Source organism: Cupriavidus sp. FW305-27, from assembly GCF_058787995.1.
The window spans coordinates 1-14,440 of sequence record NZ_JBYTAG010000111.1; the positions used below are offsets into that span (position 1 = coordinate 1).

The 14,440-nt window shown below is 67.9% G+C and carries 13 protein-coding genes; 10 read left to right on the forward strand and 3 right to left on the reverse strand.

Features of this window, described 5'->3' with window-relative positions:
• The first annotated feature begins 25 nt into the window (after window positions 1-25).
• The 5 genes from AC3WRI_RS31935 to AC3WRI_RS31955 all read left to right on the forward strand — a co-directional run bounded on the left by AC3WRI_RS31935 (window position 26) and on the right by AC3WRI_RS31955 (window position 5,188).
• Window positions 26-1,375, forward strand: a complete 1,350-nt coding sequence (locus AC3WRI_RS31935; protein WP_492294888.1) for a C4-dicarboxylate transporter DctA — start codon at window positions 26-28, stop codon at window positions 1,373-1,375.
• Window positions 1,376-1,423: 48 nt separating this feature from the next.
• Window positions 1,424-2,116, forward strand: coding sequence for a GntR family transcriptional regulator (locus AC3WRI_RS31940; RefSeq protein WP_010812140.1), 693 nt, complete (start codon window positions 1,424-1,426; stop codon window positions 2,114-2,116).
• A 576-nt stretch (window positions 2,117-2,692) separates the two neighbouring features.
• Window positions 2,693-3,496 carry an SDR family oxidoreductase gene (locus AC3WRI_RS31945; protein ID WP_439668353.1) on the forward strand — a complete coding sequence of 268 codons (804 nt, stop codon included), beginning with the start codon at window positions 2,693-2,695 and terminating at the stop codon, window positions 3,494-3,496.
• Window positions 3,497-3,545: 49 nt separating this feature from the next.
• On the forward strand, window positions 3,546-4,325 hold the full coding sequence (locus AC3WRI_RS31950; protein ID WP_010812142.1) for an enoyl-CoA hydratase-related protein: 780 nt from the start codon (window positions 3,546-3,548) through the stop codon (window positions 4,323-4,325).
• A gap of 26 nt (window positions 4,326-4,351) precedes the next feature.
• Window positions 4,352-5,188 carry a crotonase/enoyl-CoA hydratase family protein gene (locus tag AC3WRI_RS31955; protein ID WP_010812143.1) on the forward strand — a complete coding sequence of 279 codons (837 nt, stop codon included), beginning with the start codon at window positions 4,352-4,354 and terminating at the stop codon, window positions 5,186-5,188.
• A gap of 10 nt (window positions 5,189-5,198) precedes the next feature.
• Here AC3WRI_RS31955 and AC3WRI_RS31960 read toward each other — a convergent pair whose 3' ends face one another.
• The 3 genes from AC3WRI_RS31960 to AC3WRI_RS31970 all read right to left on the reverse strand — a co-directional run bounded on the left by AC3WRI_RS31960 (window position 5,199) and on the right by AC3WRI_RS31970 (window position 7,361).
• The gene (locus AC3WRI_RS31960) at window positions 5,199-5,579 is read right to left on the reverse strand and encodes a DUF2784 domain-containing protein (protein ID WP_010812144.1); all 381 of its coding nucleotides are present in this window, start codon (window positions 5,577-5,579) and stop codon (window positions 5,199-5,201) included.
• Between the two features lie 17 nt (window positions 5,580-5,596).
• A complete protein-coding gene (locus AC3WRI_RS31965; protein ID WP_010812145.1) occupies window positions 5,597-6,517 on the reverse strand; it encodes a LysR family transcriptional regulator in 921 nt (306 codons plus the stop codon).
• Window positions 6,518-6,665: 148 nt separating this feature from the next.
• Window positions 6,666-7,361, reverse strand: coding sequence for a hypothetical protein (locus AC3WRI_RS31970; RefSeq protein ID WP_011616208.1), 696 nt, complete (start codon window positions 7,359-7,361; stop codon window positions 6,666-6,668).
• 283 nt (window positions 7,362-7,644) lie between these two features.
• On the opposite strand from AC3WRI_RS31970, the gene gcl reads away from it, so the two are divergent.
• The 5 genes from gcl (at window position 7,645) to pyk (ending at window position 14,230) form a co-directional block, all read left to right on the forward strand.
• A complete protein-coding gene (gene gcl, locus AC3WRI_RS31975; protein ID WP_010812147.1) occupies window positions 7,645-9,429 on the forward strand; it encodes a glyoxylate carboligase in 1,785 nt (594 codons plus the stop codon).
• Window positions 9,430-9,513: 84 nt separating this feature from the next.
• On the forward strand, window positions 9,514-10,296 hold the full coding sequence (hyi, locus tag AC3WRI_RS31980; RefSeq protein ID WP_010812148.1) for a hydroxypyruvate isomerase: 783 nt from the start codon (window positions 9,514-9,516) through the stop codon (window positions 10,294-10,296).
• Between the two features lie 57 nt (window positions 10,297-10,353).
• Window positions 10,354-11,268: a 2-hydroxy-3-oxopropionate reductase gene (glxR, locus tag AC3WRI_RS31985; RefSeq protein ID WP_492294885.1), complete on the forward strand. Its 915-nt coding sequence runs from the start codon at window positions 10,354-10,356 to the stop codon at window positions 11,266-11,268.
• Window positions 11,269-11,334: 66 nt separating this feature from the next.
• Window positions 11,335-12,657: a glycerate kinase type-2 family protein gene (locus AC3WRI_RS31990; RefSeq protein WP_492294887.1), complete on the forward strand. Its 1,323-nt coding sequence runs from the start codon at window positions 11,335-11,337 to the stop codon at window positions 12,655-12,657.
• 109 nt (window positions 12,658-12,766) lie between these two features.
• Entirely contained in the window at window positions 12,767-14,230 is a 1,464-nt protein-coding gene (gene pyk, locus AC3WRI_RS31995; RefSeq protein WP_011616210.1) for a pyruvate kinase, read from the forward strand.
• Window positions 14,231-14,440 lie beyond the last annotated feature (210 nt).

Consider the following 14,440-nt stretch of genomic DNA (forward strand, 5'->3'; position numbering starts at 1 on the left):
CCGCCCCGGCGCCCCCCAGCCCCGTTTGCACATCCGCTTCACCCGTTCGCTGTTTGGCCAGGTGCTGATTGCCCTGGTAATTGGCACGGCACTCGGCCTGGCATTCCCTGAATTCGCCGCCAAGCTCAAGCCGCTTGGCGATGCCTTTATCAAGCTGATCAAGATGCTGATCGGCCCGATCGTGTTCTGCGTGGTGGTGGCCGGCATCTGCGGCGCCGGCGAGCTGAAGAAGGTCGGCCGCGTCGGCATCAAGGCGGTGGTGTACTTCGAGATCGTCACCACCATCGCGCTGGCGCTGGGCATCCTGCTGGCCTATGTGTTCCAGCCCGGCGTCGGCATGAATGTCGACCCGCGTTCGCTCGATGCGTCGGCCATCGCCGGATTTATCGACAACGCGACCAAGGTGAAGGACCAGGGCACGGTCGACTTCCTGCTCAAGCTGATCCCCAATACCGTGTTCGGCGCCTTTGCCAACGGCGACGTGCTGCAGGTGCTGCTGGTGTCGATCCTGTTCGGCTGCGCGCTGTCTCTGGTGGGTGAGCCGGGCCGGCCGCTGGTCAGGCTGATCGACACCTTCTCGCATACGCTGTTCAAGATGATGGGCTTCATCATCAAGCTGGCGCCGCTGGGCGTGCTGGGCGCGGTGGCCTTCACCGTGGGCAAGTACGGCATCGGCTCGCTCAAGCAGCTCGGCTTCCTGGTATTCCTGTTCTACGGCGCGGTGATCGTGTTCGTGCTGGTGGTGCTGGGCACCATCATGCGCGTGTGCGGCTTCTCGGTGATCAAGCTGATCCGCTACCTGCGCGCCGAGCTGCTGGTGGTGCTGGGCACGGCCTCGTCCGACAGCGTGCTGCCGCAGGTGATGAAGAAGCTGGAGTTCATGGGCATCAAGAAGTCGGTGGTGGGCCTGGTGATCCCGACCGGCTACTCGTTCAACCTGGATGCGTTCTCGATCTACCTGACGCTGGCCGCGGTTTTTATCGCGCAGGCGACCAACACGCCGCTGGCGATGGGCGACCTGCTCGGCATCCTGGCGGTGGCGCTGGTCACCTCCAAGGGCGCGCACGGCATCCCCGGCTCGGCCATCGTGATCCTGGCCGCGACGCTGTCGGCACACCCGGCGATTCCCGCCATCGGGCTGGTGCTGGTGCTGTCGGTGGACTGGTTCATCGGCATCGCGCGTGCACTGGGCAACCTGATCGGCAACTGCGTGGCGACCGTGGTGGTGGCCGCCTGGGAGAAGGATATCGACCGCGAACGGGCCCATGGCGTGCTCAACGGCGCCATCGAGGCGACCGACCTGGATGCTGGCCTGGCCGCGATGGCGGAGGACGGCGTTACCGCCGGTTCTCCGGTCCCTGCGCCGGGGCGATAGAATCACGCCATCTCCCCAACCGCGCAGCCCCTGCGCAAGTGCGCTGCCATGCCCGAGCATATCGATCCTGACATGACCGCCGAAGCGATCGCCGAAGACATTGTCGCGGCCATCGTTTCGCACCGCCTGCCGCCCGGCACCAAGCTGCGCGAGGAGGCCCTGGCCAGTGTCTACCGCGTCAGCCGCACCAAGGTGCGCGCGGCGCTGCTGATGCTGTCCAAGGACAAGGTCATCCAGATCGTGCCCGACAAGGGTGCCTTCGTGGCCAAGCCCAGCGCCGAGGAGGCGCGCGAGGTCTTCGCGGTGCGCCGCATCCTGGAAGCGGCGCTGGCGCGCGAGTTCGTTGCCAAGGCGACCCCGGCCGACTACAAGCGCATCGACCGCCACCTGGCGGCCGAACGCAAGGCGCTGGGTGGCAACGATGCGCAGGTGCGCACCCGGCTGCTGGGCGACTTCCATATCGTGCTGGCCGAGGTGGTCGGCAACGGCGTGCTGACCGAGATGATGCGCGAGCTGTCGACGCGCAGCGCGGTCATCACCATGCTGTACCAGTCGCGCCGCGACGCGGCCTGCTCGTCGGACGAGCACCGCGAATTCATCGAGGCCGCCCGTGCCGGCGATGTCGAGCGGGCCGTCACGCTGATGGTGGACCACCTGGGCCACGTGGAAGGTGCGCTGCATTTCGAGGAAACCGCGCCGGTGTCGCGCGGCAAGGACCTGGTGACCGCGCTGCTCGCGTAGGCGTCTGCTTGACGTGAGTCAAAGCGGCCACTGCCGCCCGCGCGCACACTTGACCCCGCCATGAAGACGCGGGGGCGCACTTCATGAGCACTCTGCCTTCCGGCACCTCATCGTCGGAAGGCCGCCCGCACGCTGCAACGGTGTGCGGGCTTTCTTTTTTCTGAGGACTGGGTTTTGCGCTGCGGAATGGCGCCCTGTCCCGCCGCCTGGCCGCGACGCAGTCCCGCACCCGTTTTTTCCTTTCCCGCCAGCTAGTTGCAGCGCCCGGAAGGCATTCCCGGCGCCGCCATAGTTGCGTCCGCGGCGGCCGGCATTGCCGGCAATACGTGAGATCGAATCCCGGCTTCGGGTTAGGATGCCGGAGGCCCGAGCCAGAGGCCGGCGCCGCCCCCCGCAGGATCCGGGGCGGACGCACACCAGAACAGAAACATGGAGACCGTCATGCGCCATCGCGCGATACCTGCGCTGCAGCCACGCCGCCGGCGCTAGCTCTCCCCTGCATTTCGCAACGCCACGGTCCTGCCTGACGCCGGATCGCGGCCCGCATCGCATGACCATCGATCGAGAGGACTTCCCATGCCCAGTGCCTTCCGCCCCGACGCCTTTGCCGGCAAGACCATATTCGTCGCCGGCGCCTCCTCCGGCATCAACCTCGGCATCGCGCACGGCTTCGCGCGCGCCGGGGCGAAGCTGGCGCTGATCAGCCGCACCGCCGAGCGCATCCAGGCCGCCGCCGACACCATCACCGCGGCCGGCGGCACCGCCATCGGCATGGCCGCCGACGTGCGCGACTATGCCGCAGTGGAAGCGGCCTTCGCACGCGCCCAGGACAAACTGGGACCGATCGACGTGGTGATCTCCGGCGCCGCGGGCAACTTCCTCGCGCCCGTGGTCGGCATGTCGGCCAATGCCTTCAAGACGGTGGTCGATATCGACCTGCTCGGCACCTTCAACGTGTTCCGCGCCAGCTTCGACCACCTGGCCAAGCCGGGTGCATCGCTGATCGCGATCACCGCGCCGCAGGCGGTCAACGCCATGATGTTCCAGGCCCATGCCTGCGCCGCCAAGGCCGGCATCAACATGCTGATCAAGTGCCTGGCGATGGAGTGGGGCCCGGCCGGCGTGCGCGTGAACGGCATCTCGCCCGGCCCGATCGCCGACACCGAAGGCATGGCGCGGCTGGCGCCCACGGCCGAGATGGAGGCGCGCTACAAGGCCCGCCTGGCGCTGCGCGACTACGGCACCAAGGACGATATCGCCGATGCCGCGATGTACCTGAGCAGCGACAACGCGCACTACGTCACCGGCACCATCCTCGACTGCGACGGCGGCAGCAAGCTGGGCGACGCCTCCGCCGACGCGCTGAAGAAGCCGCAGTAAGTTTCCGCACCTGCACCGAACCACGACCAAGCAACAAGGAGAACCACCCATGACGGCATCCGTCCTCTATCAAGCCAGTGAAGGCGTGGCCACGCTGACCCTGAACCGCCCGGACGTGCTCAACGCGATGAACGGCGACCTGATGCGCGAGCTGCGCGAGGGCGTTGAGCGCGCCGCCGGCGATGCCGGCGTGCGCGCCGTGCTGATCACCGGCGCGGGGCGCGGCTTCTGCGCTGGCGCCGACCTTGCCGCGCGCGGCAAGGATGGCATCTCCGATTCCGGCACGCTGCTGCGCGAGCGCTACCACCCGATCATCATGGCGCTGCGCCAGATGCCCAAGCCGGTCGTCACCGCGGTCAACGGCGTGGCCGCCGGTGCCGGCATGAGCCTGGCGCTGGCGGGCGACGTGGTGCTGGCGGCCCGCTCGGCCAGCTTCCTGCAGGCCTTCTCCAAGATCGGCCTGGTCCCGGACGCCGGCAGCACCTACTTCGTGCCGCGCTATGCCGGCGAGATGCGCGCCCGCGCGCTGGCCATCCTGGCCGAGAAGATCGATGCCGAGGAGGCCCAGCGCATCGGCCTGGTGTGGAAGGTCCACGCCGACGACGCGCTGCAGGACGAGGCCGGCAAGCTGGCCCGCCACCTGGCCACCATGCCGACCATGGCCTACGGCATGATCAAGGAAGCCCTCAACCAGAGCTTCGACAACGACCTGGCCGCGCAGCTCGAAGTGGAAGCCACGCTGCAGTCGCGCGCCAGCCGCAGCGATGACTGCAAGGAAGGCGTAGCCGCCTTCATGGAGAAGCGCAAGCCCCAGTTCAAGGGCCGTTGAGAACCCGCATCACAAGGAGCCAGCGCATGAGCGCCAGCAGCAACGAACGTATCCTCGTCACCATCGAAGACGGCGTCGCCGACGTCCGCCTGAACCGCCCCGACAAGATGAACGCGCTCGACCAGGCCATGTTCGACGCGCTGATCGAGACCGGCGAGCAACTGGCGCGCATGCCCGACCTGCGCGCCGTGGTCCTGTCAGGCGAGGGCCGCGCCTTCTGCGCGGGGCTGGACATGGGCCGCATGGCGGGCATGTTGTCGGGCGGTGGCGGCGAATCCCACAACGACAGCATCGGCGCGGGCCGCCTCGGCAAGCGTACCAACGGCATGTCCAATCGGCCGCAGTACGCGTGCATGGTCTGGCGCGAACTGCCGGTGCCGGTCTTCGCCGCGGTCCACGGCGTGGCTTTCGGCGGCGGGCTGCAGGTGGCGCTGGGCGCTGACGTACGCTACGTCGCGCCCGATACCAGGCTGTCGGTCATGGAAATGAAGTGGGGGCTGGTGCCCGACATGGCCGGCATGGTGCTCACGCGCGGCCTGGTGCGCCCCGACGTGCTGCGCGAGCTGATCTACAGCGCGCGCGTGCTGAGCGGCACCGAAGCCTGCGAACTGGGCCTGGGCACCTACCTCGCCGACGACCCGCGCGCCGCGGCGCTGGAAGCCGCGCGCCAGGTGGCACAGAAGAACCCGGATGCGATCCGCGCGGCCAAGCGCCTGATGGCGGTGGTGGAGCGCGGCGACAATGCCGCCATCCTGCAGGCCGAGTCCGACGAGCAGGACCGGCTGGTCGGCTCACCCAACCAGCGCGAGGCAGTGCTGGCCAATATGCAGAAGCGCGCGCCGCGCTTCGAGCCGGCGGGCTGAAGCAAGCCGCTCAGTGGTGGTGCCGCGCGGCTCGCCGGCGGCGCCACCACAACGCATAGACCACCACGTTGACCACCAGCACCACCGCGCCGAGCCACAGCTGCACCGCGGGCGTGAGCCCGGCCGGATAGATCAGCGGCAACAGGTAGCGCTCGACAAAACCGCCGCTGTAGCCCGCCTGTCCCGCGGCCCGGCGCAGCATGTTTTCCAGCGGCGTCAGCGGGCAGATCCAGCCGGACCATTCGATCAGCACGCCCCACACCGCCGCCGGCAGGTGCAGCCATGCGACACGCGGCCAGCGCAACACCAGCAGGCCGCCCGCCACCACGAACAGGATAAACAGCCCGTGCACGATGACCACCAGGTCGGCCAGCCAGGCTGTGATCGGCATCGCGCTCGGCGGCGGCCTCAGTTGCCGCCCGCCGTGTCCATCCAGTAGCCCGGGCGCGCGAACTGCGCCTTCAGGTGCTCGATGAAGAAACGGATCTTGGCCGGCACCGGCCGCTGCTGCGGGTACACGGCAAGGATGTCGTAGGCCGGCAGCGCGTATTCGTCCAGCACCGTGATCAGCTCGCCGCTTTCCAGCTGCGGCAGGATCTCCCAGGTCGAGCGCCAGCCCAGGCCCAGGCCCTCGCCGGTCCAGCGGTGCAGCAGCTCGCCGTCGTTGCAGTCCAGGTTGCCGTTGACGCGCACGGTCACGGTCTTGCCGTTCTGGCTGAAGTACCAGCCGCGCTGCTGGCCGCCCTGCAGGTTGAACGCCAGGCAGTTGTGCTGGGCCAGGTCGTCCAGCGTCTGCGGCACGCCGTACCTGGCGAAGTACGCCGGCGTGCCGCACACCACGCGCTTGTTCGAGGCCAGCTTGATCGCGACAAAGTTCGGGTCGATGGCGCCGCCGATGCGGATGCCGACGTCATAGCCTTCGCGCACCAGGTCGACCACGCGGTCGGTCAGGTTGAACGAGATCTGCACTTCCGGGTTGGCCGAGAGGAACGCCGGCGCGTGCGGTGCCACGTGCTTGCGCCCGAACGCCGCCGGTGCCGAAACGATCAGGTGGCCGGTGGCCTTGTGCTTGCCTTCGGCGATCAGCATCTCGGCGCGGTCCAGGTCGGCCAGCGCCTTCTTGCACTGCTCCATGAACACCGCGCCCTGCTCGGTCACGGCGATGCGGCGCGTGGACCGGTGCAGCAGCTTGACGCCGATGCGGGCTTCCAGCGCGTTGATGCGGCGGCCGATCATCACCGGCGTCACGTTCTGCGTGAGCGCCGCGGCCGCCATGCTGCCGTGCTCCACCACGGCGATAAAGGCTTCGATTTGCTTGAGTTTGTCCATCGGATATTCGTCTCCCGGGCGCCATTGTGCGGCATCCCCGGGGATGTGGCATCCCTGCGCGGCTGATGGGCAGGATCGCGGCATCCGCATACGGCCGCGTCAGGGCCGCTGCCAGGGGCATGCCGCGTCACCCCAAGCCGGTGCGGAATCAGGCGGCCGGAGCCGCCCGCGCCCTGACCTGCGCGTTCATCTCGGCCGCTTCGCCCAGCACATGGGCCAGCCGCCGCAGCGGCCGGCTGCATTGCACGTGCAGGTACAGGTAGCAGGCCGCGCCGGTCACCACCATCACGCCGTAGAGCCACAGCAGCGTCCCGGCCATGGCCTGCTGGCGCGGCAGTGCCGCCACCACGGCCGCGGCCGGCGCCAGTGCCAGCAGCCCTGCCAGGGTGCGCGCAGCACCTTCCCACAACCGCAGTTGCAACACCACACGCCGCTGGCGCGCCTGCAGCTGCTGCGGCGGGATGCGCGCCAACCGGCGCAGCAGCGCATCCTCGGCCACGCTGTGGCGGTCCATCTCGGCGGCCTGCCAGCGCAGCGGATGGCGCAGCCTGGCCAGCACGGTGCCGGCGCGCGTGAGTCCGGCGCCGACGTAACAGGCGGCCGACAAGGCCAGCAGCGCCTCGAAGGTCCGCAGCGACCACGGCGGCACCGGGTGCTTCAGCCACAGCCGCCAGACGGCCAGGGCCGCGCCACTCAGGATGGTCGCGACCAGCGCCGCGATGAAGCCCGCCCACAGCGCGCGCCCGAGGCGGCCGCCCGGCGCCGGAGGGTAGGCGGCCGGCCCGGGCGGGACGGCGACAAGCGCCTCAAGCAGTTCGTAAGTAGACGGCAGCCTGGAATACATGGTCGGCCCGGATGGCGAGGAATCCCGCCATTTTGCCGCACTGCGCTGCGGCGGCCGGCCGGCGCGGCCCCGTACCCACCGCTGCGCTGCGTGCCCGCACCGTCACACCACATATCCAATTGCGTACCCCGGCGTACCCCCGCCGACCGTCCGATCTGGCTTCCAAGGCGATATTGCGTACCCCAGGTATCGAATCAACTGATCTCCCTTCTGTTTATCCCACCCCGCCTGCGGGAATAGGATCGACTCCAACGGAATTCACACCATCACTGGAGACAAGATCATGGCAAAGATGAGAGCAATCGACGCGGCAATCGCCGTGCTGGAGAAGGAAGGCGTGACCACGGCATTCGGCGTGCCGGGCGCGGCCATCAACCCGTTCTACTCGGCAATGCGCAAGTCGGGCAACATCAACCACGTGCTGGCCCGCCACGTCGAGGGCGCCTCGCACATGGCCGAAGGCTACACCCGTGCCGAGCCGGGCAACATCGGCGTCTGCGTCGGCACCTCGGGCCCCGCCGGCACCGACATGATCACCGGCCTGTACTCGGCCTGGGCCGATTCGATCCCCATCCTCTGCATTACCGGCCAGGCCCCGCGCGCCCGCCTGTACAAGGAAGACTTCCAGGCCGTCGATATCGAGTCGATCGCCAAGCCCGTGACCAAGTGGGCCGTGACCGTGCGCGAGCCGGCCCTGGTGCCGCAAGTGTTCCAGCAAGCCTTCCACATCATGCGTTCGGGCCGCCCGGGTCCGGTGCTGATCGACCTGCCGTTCGATGTGCAGGTGGCCGAGATCGAATTCGATGTCGACACCTACCAGTCGCTGCAGCCGTACAAGCCGGCTGCCTCGCGCGCCCAGATCGAGAAGGCCATCTCGATGCTGAACGCGGCCGAGCGCCCGCTGATCGTGTGCGGCGGCGGCGTGATCAACGCCGACGCGGCGGATCTGCTGGTCGAGTTCGCTGAACTGGTCAACGTGCCAGTGGTGCCGACCCTGATGGGCTGGGGCGTGCTGGCCGACGACCACCCGCTGCAAGCCGGCATGGTCGGCCTGCAGACCTCGCACCGCTACGGCAACGCCACGCTGCTGGCTTCGGACTTCGTGATGGGCATCGGCAACCGCTGGGCCAACCGCCACACCGGCAGCGTCGATGTCTACACCAAGGGCCGCAAGTTCGTGCACGTCGATATCGAACCCACCCAGATCGGCCGCGTGTTCGGACCTGACCTGGGCATCGTGTCGGACGCCAAGGCCGCGCTGGAACTGTTCGTTGAAGTTGCCCGCGAAATGAAGATGGCCGGCCGCCTGCCGTGCCGCAAGTCGTGGGTGGCCGACGTGCAGAAGCGCCGCCGCACCATGCAGCGCAAGAGCGATTTCGACAACGTGCCGGTCAAGCCGCAGCGCGTGTACCGCGAGATGAACCAGTACTTCCCGCGCGACGTGCGTTATGTCAGCACCATCGGCCTGTCGCAGATCGCCGCGGCCCAGTTCCTGTCGGTCAATGAGCCGCGCCACTGGATCAACTGCGGCCAGGCCGGCCCGCTGGGCTGGACCATCCCGGCCGCGATCGGCGTGAAGACCGCCTCGCCGGATTCGGATGTGGTGGCGATCTCGGGCGACTACGACTTCCAGTTCATGATCGAAGAACTGGCCGTGGCCGCGCAGTTCAAGGTGCCGTACATCCACGTGGTGGTGAACAACTCCTACCTCGGCCTGATCCGCCAGGCGCAGCGCAACTTCGAGATGGACTACTGCGTGCAGCTGGCCTTCGACAACGTCAACTCGCCTGAACTGAACGGCTACGGCGTGGACCACGTCAAGGTGGTCGAGGGCCTGGGCTGCAAGGCGATCCGCGTGTTCAAGCCGGAAGACATCGCCCCGGCCTTCGCCGAAGCGCGCGACCTGATGGCCGAGTTCTCGGTGCCGGTGGTGGTCGAGGTGATCCTGGAGCGCGTGACCAATATCGCGATGGGCACCGAGATCGACAACGTCAACGAATTCGAGCCGATCGAAGACCTCGAGGACATCGAGGAAGCGATCCTGAAGGAAGAAGTGGAAACGGCGTAAGCGGCACCATTCCAACATGGAAGCGCCCCTGCATCACCGGTTCTGCACCGGCAGAACGACAACACAACTAAACCGGAGAGACTCATGACTAAACTTGCGGCCAACCTCACCATGCTGTTCAATGAAGTCGGTTTTCTCGACCGCTTCGAAGCCGCCGCGCGCGCGGGCTTCCGCGGCGTGGAATTCCTCTTCCCCTATGCCTTCCATGCGGACCAGATCGCTGACCGCCTGAACCGCTTCCAGCTGGACCTGGTGCTGCACAACCTGCCCGCCGGCAAGTGGGAAGCGGGCGAGCGCGGCATTGCCTGCCACCCGGACCGCGTCGGCGAGTTCCAGGACGGCGTGGGCGAGGCCATCAAGTACGCCAAGGTGCTGGGCGTGCGCCAGCTGAACTGCCTGGTCGGCATCCAGCCGCAGAACGTCAAGCGCGAGCAGGCCCAGGAAACGCTGGTGGAAAACCTGCGCTTCGCCGCCAGCGCGCTCGCTGCTGAGCATATCGACCTGCTGGTCGAGCCGATCAACACCTTCGACATCCCCGGCTTCTTCCTGTCGCGCACGCAGCAGGCGGTGGACCTGATCAACCAGGTCAATGCGCCCAACCTGTACGTGCAGTACGACATCTACCACATGCAGCGGATGGAAGGCGAGATCGCCAACACCATCAAGGCCAACCTGCCGAAGATCAAGCACGTGCAGCTGGCCGACAACCCGGGCCGCAATGAACCGGGGACCGGCGAGCTGAACTACCGCTTCCTGTTCAAGTTCCTGGACGAGATCGGCTACAACGGCTGGATCGGCTGCGAGTACAAGCCGAAGACCACCACCGAAGCCGGCCTGGGCTGGCGCGCCGAGCACGGCGTGCAGTAACGGGTTACCACCTACGCCAACCAAGACAGACTTAATCTCATTCAAGGAGACATCAACATGGCAAACCAACGCAACGTCGGCTTCATCGGCCTGGGCATCATGGGCGCACCGATGGCGGGCCACCTGCGCGCCGCCGGCCACACGCTGTTCGTGCATGACGTCAACCCGGCCCCGCAAGCGCTGGTCGATGCAGGCGTGACCGTCTGCACCAGCGCCGAGGAAGTCGCCAAGCGTGCCGACATCATCGTCATCATGGTGCCGGACACCCCGCACGTGGAAGCCGTTCTGTTCAGCGAAAAGGGCGTGGCCACCGCGTTCAAGGCTGCCGGCAAGGAAGCCAGCCACAGCAAGATCGTGGTCGACATGAGCTCGATCTCGCCGATCGCCACCAAGGACTTCGCCGCGCGCATCAACAAGCTGGGCGCCTCGTACCTGGATGCTCCGGTGTCGGGCGGTGAAGTGGGCGCCAAGGCTGCTTCGCTGACGATCATGGTCGGCGGCCCGCAGGAAGCCTATGACCAGGTCAAGCCGCTGTTCGACCTGATGGGCAAGAACGTCACGCTGGTCGGTGGCAACGGTGACGGCCAGACCACCAAGGTGGCCAACCAGATCATCGTCGCGCTGAACATCCAGGCCGTGTCCGAAGCCCTGCTGTTCGCCTCCAAGGCCGGCGCCGATCCGGCCAAGGTGCGCCAGGCGCTGATGGGCGGCTTTGCGGCTTCGCGCATCCTGGAAGTGCACGGCGAGCGCATGGTCAAGCGCACCTTCGACCCGGGTTTCCGCATCGAACTGCACCAGAAGGACCTGAACCTGGCGCTGCAGGGTGCCAAGGCACTGGGCGTGGCACTGCCCAACACCGCCACCGCGCAGGAGCTGTTCAACACCTGCGCCGCCAACGGCCTGGGCAAGCAGGACCATTCGGCCCTGTGCCGCGCGATCGAGATCATGTCTAACCACCAGATCGCCAAGTAAGCAGCAACCACGTCGTCCCCCCCCTGCGGGGACGACTAGCTTTCCCCGTCAGCACCAGGACTTTTCATGCTCGCCACCGAACCTCAAGCCGCCCTGCTCTCGCCCCAGCGCGCCGCAGCGCATCCCGCACAGTCCGACGCGCGCGCGCTGTTGCGCGACCTGTTCGACACCGCGGTCGCTTCCGTCAGCGCCAGCCATTGCCTGCCGCCGCACCTGCCCACGCCGCCCAAGGGCCGCACGGTGGTGATCGGCGCCGGCAAGGCCGCTGCCGCGATGGCGCAGGCGGTCGAGGCGAACTGGCAAGGCGAGCTGTCGGGCCTGGTGGTGACGCGCTACGGCCATGGCGCCGATTGCCAGCGCATTGAAGTGGTCGAAGCCGCGCATCCCGTTCCCGACGAAGCCGGCCAGCGCGCCGCGCAGCGCATGGTGGAACTGGTGCAGGGCCTGACCGCCGACGACCTGGTGCTGTGTCTGATTTCCGGCGGCGGCTCCGCGCTGCTGGCCGCGCCCGCGCCGGGCCTGACGCTGGCCGACAAGCAGGCCGTGAACAAGGCGCTGCTCAAGAGCGGCGCGAGCATCGGCGAAATGAACTGCGTGCGCAAGCACCTGTCCGCGCTCAAGGGCGGACGCCTGGCGCTGCACTGCGCCCCGGCCCGCGTCGAGACCCTGCTGATTTCCGATATCCCCGGCGATGACCCGACCCTGATCGCAAGCGGCCCGACGCTGCCCGACGCGACCACCTGCGCCGACGCGCTGGCCGTCATCGCCAAGTACGGCATTGAAGTCCCCGCCAACGTGCGCGCCCACCTGGAGAGCGGCGCCGGCGAAACGCCCAAGCCCGGCGATGCCCGCTTCGAAGGCCACCGCAACCTGACGCTGGCCACCGCGCAGCAATCGCTGGAAGCCGCGGCCGCGCGCGCGCGTGAACTGGGCTACGAGGCCCACATCCTGTCCGACTGCATCGAAGGCGAAGCCCGCGAAGTGGCCGAAGTGCACGCTGCCATCGCGCGCCAGGTGGCGCAGCGCGGCCAGCCCTTCAGCAAGCCCTGCGTAATCCTGTCCGGCGGCGAGACCACCGTGACCGTGCGCGGCAAGGGCCGCGGCGGGCGCAATGCCGAGTTCCTGCTGGCCCTGGCGGTGGCGCTCGACGGCCTGGCCGGCGTGCACGCAATTGCCGGCGACACCGACGGCATCGACGGCTCCGAGGACAACGCCGGCGCGCTGCTCTCGCCCGACACCCTGACCCGCGCCGCCGCGCGCGGTCTGTCGGCGCGCGCGCACCTGGACAACAACGACGGCTACGGCTTCTTTGCCGGCGTGGGCGACCTGATCGTCACCGGCCCGACCCGCACCAATGTGAATGACTTCCGCGCCATCCTGATTGTGTAGGTCCTGCAGTCGTCAGCGCAGTACCGCCATACCGAAGCAGTCGTTCACCTGAACAGCATTACCCGGCGCGCCACATGGCGCGCCGTCCGAGAATGGAAGAGGAGACATCATGAGACGCCAGCGCAAAGCGAAGATCGTTGCCACGCTTGGACCCGCAAGCACCGACATCGCGGTAATCCGCGAACTGTTCGAGGCGGGCGCCGACGTGTTCCGGCTGAACTTCAGCCACGGCACGCACGAAGACCACCGCGCGCGCTACGATGCCGTGCGCAAGATCGAGGCCGAAACTGGCCGCCCGATCGCGATCCTGGCCGACCTGCAGGGCCCGAAGCTGCGCATCGGCACCTTCGCCGCCGGCAAGGTCGCGGTGCGCGCGGGCGATGTATTCGTGCTCGACAGCGATCCCACCCCGGGCGACGGCACCCGCGTCTACCTGCCGCACCCCGAACTGTTCGCCGCCGCGCAGCCGGGCCAGTCGCTGCTGATCGACGACGGCAAGGTACGCCTGTCGATCGAGGCGGTGACCACCGGCACCATCACCACGCGCGTGGTCAACAACGGCACGCTGTCCGACCGCAAGGGCGTGAACGTGCCCGACGCCGTGATCCCCATCCCCGCGCTGACCGAGAAGGACCGCAAGGACCTGGACTTCGCGCTGTCGCTGGGCGCTGACTGGATCGGCCTGTCGTTCGTGCAGCGCCCGTCCGACATCGTCGAAGCGCGCGAGATCGTCGGTACCCGTGCCGGCATCCTGTCCAAGATCGAGAAGCCGGCCGCGCTGCAGCAGCTCGAAGAGATCGTGCGCGTGTCCGATTCCGTGATGGTGGCGCGCGGCGACCTCGGCGTGGAACTGCCGCCCGAGCGCGTGCCCGGCGTGCAGAAGCGCATCCTGCGCGTGTGCCGCCAGCTGGGCAAGCCGGTGGTGATCGCCACGCAGATGCTGGAATCGATGATCGACTCGCCGGTGCCGACCCGCGCCGAAGCGTCGGACGTGGCCAGCGCCATCTATGAAGGCGCCGACGCGGTGATGCTGTCGGCCGAGTCGGCCAACGGCCGCTACCCGGTGCCGGCGGTGTCGATGATGAACCGCATCGTCACCGAGGTGGAACGCGACCCGCTGTACCGCAACCTGCTCGACGCCCAGCACGAGACCCCGCTGAACACGCGCCAGGATGCGATCTGCGCGGCGCTGCGCGAAGTCACGCAGATCATCGGCGCCGTCGCGACCGTGACCTACACGTCCTCGGGCGCCACCGCGCTGCGCGCCGCGCGCGAGCGGCCGTGCGCACCGATCGTCAGCATCACGCCAAACCTGGAAATCGCGCGCCGCCTGGCCATTGCCTGGGGCGTCCACTCCACCGTGAGCCCGGATGTGCAGAGCGTGGATGAAATGGTCGAAGCCGCCACGCGCGCGGCGGTGGCCGAAGGTTATGCCGTGCCTGGCGACCAGATCACCATCGCCGCGGGGATGCCGTTCGGGCAAGGCGGGACCACCAACCTGCTGCGCGTGGCTGAAGTTGGCGCCAGCGCGGTGGCAACCGCACCGGCTGCGCGCGAGGCCGCCTTGGCCTGACCGCGCTGCTTGCGTTCCCGTCCCGGAACGTTCGCGTCATGACGGAACCGGGTGCAGACCCGGTTTCTTTGTTTTGCCGCACACCGCCTGCGTTGCCCGTCTCCAGGGCGAGTGGGTGGTGTTTTTTTGTTTGGGCCTGGTGTCCGGCACCGAAAACAGCAGCTGACACCGGATTGCTATACTGCTTGCCATCCTCCCACCCCGCAATTT

Excerpts from the sequence above, each read along its gene's own strand:
- AC3WRI_RS31950 (WP_010812142.1), top strand. The coding sequence starts at position 3,546 with ATGACGGCATCCGTCCTCTATCAAGCCAGTGAAGGCGTGGCCACGCTG.
- AC3WRI_RS31960 (WP_010812144.1), bottom strand. The coding sequence starts at position 5,579 with ATGCCGATCACAGCCTGGCTGGCCGACCTGGTGGTCATCGTGCACGGG.
- AC3WRI_RS31945 (WP_439668353.1), top strand. The coding sequence starts at position 2,693 with ATGCCCAGTGCCTTCCGCCCCGACGCCTTTGCCGGCAAGACCATATTC.
- pyk (WP_011616210.1), top strand. The coding sequence starts at position 12,767 with ATGAGACGCCAGCGCAAAGCGAAGATCGTTGCCACGCTTGGACCCGCA.
- hyi (WP_010812148.1), top strand. The coding sequence starts at position 9,514 with ATGACTAAACTTGCGGCCAACCTCACCATGCTGTTCAATGAAGTCGGT.
- glxR (WP_492294885.1), top strand. The coding sequence starts at position 10,354 with ATGGCAAACCAACGCAACGTCGGCTTCATCGGCCTGGGCATCATGGGC.
- AC3WRI_RS31940 (WP_010812140.1), top strand. The coding sequence starts at position 1,424 with ATGCCCGAGCATATCGATCCTGACATGACCGCCGAAGCGATCGCCGAA.
- AC3WRI_RS31965 (WP_010812145.1), bottom strand. The coding sequence starts at position 6,517 with ATGGACAAACTCAAGCAAATCGAAGCCTTTATCGCCGTGGTGGAGCAC.
- AC3WRI_RS31955 (WP_010812143.1), top strand. The coding sequence starts at position 4,352 with ATGAGCGCCAGCAGCAACGAACGTATCCTCGTCACCATCGAAGACGGC.
- gcl (WP_010812147.1), top strand. The coding sequence starts at position 7,645 with ATGGCAAAGATGAGAGCAATCGACGCGGCAATCGCCGTGCTGGAGAAG.
- AC3WRI_RS31970 (WP_011616208.1), bottom strand. The coding sequence starts at position 7,361 with ATGTATTCCAGGCTGCCGTCTACTTACGAACTGCTTGAGGCGCTTGTC.
- AC3WRI_RS31990 (WP_492294887.1), top strand. The coding sequence starts at position 11,335 with ATGCTCGCCACCGAACCTCAAGCCGCCCTGCTCTCGCCCCAGCGCGCC.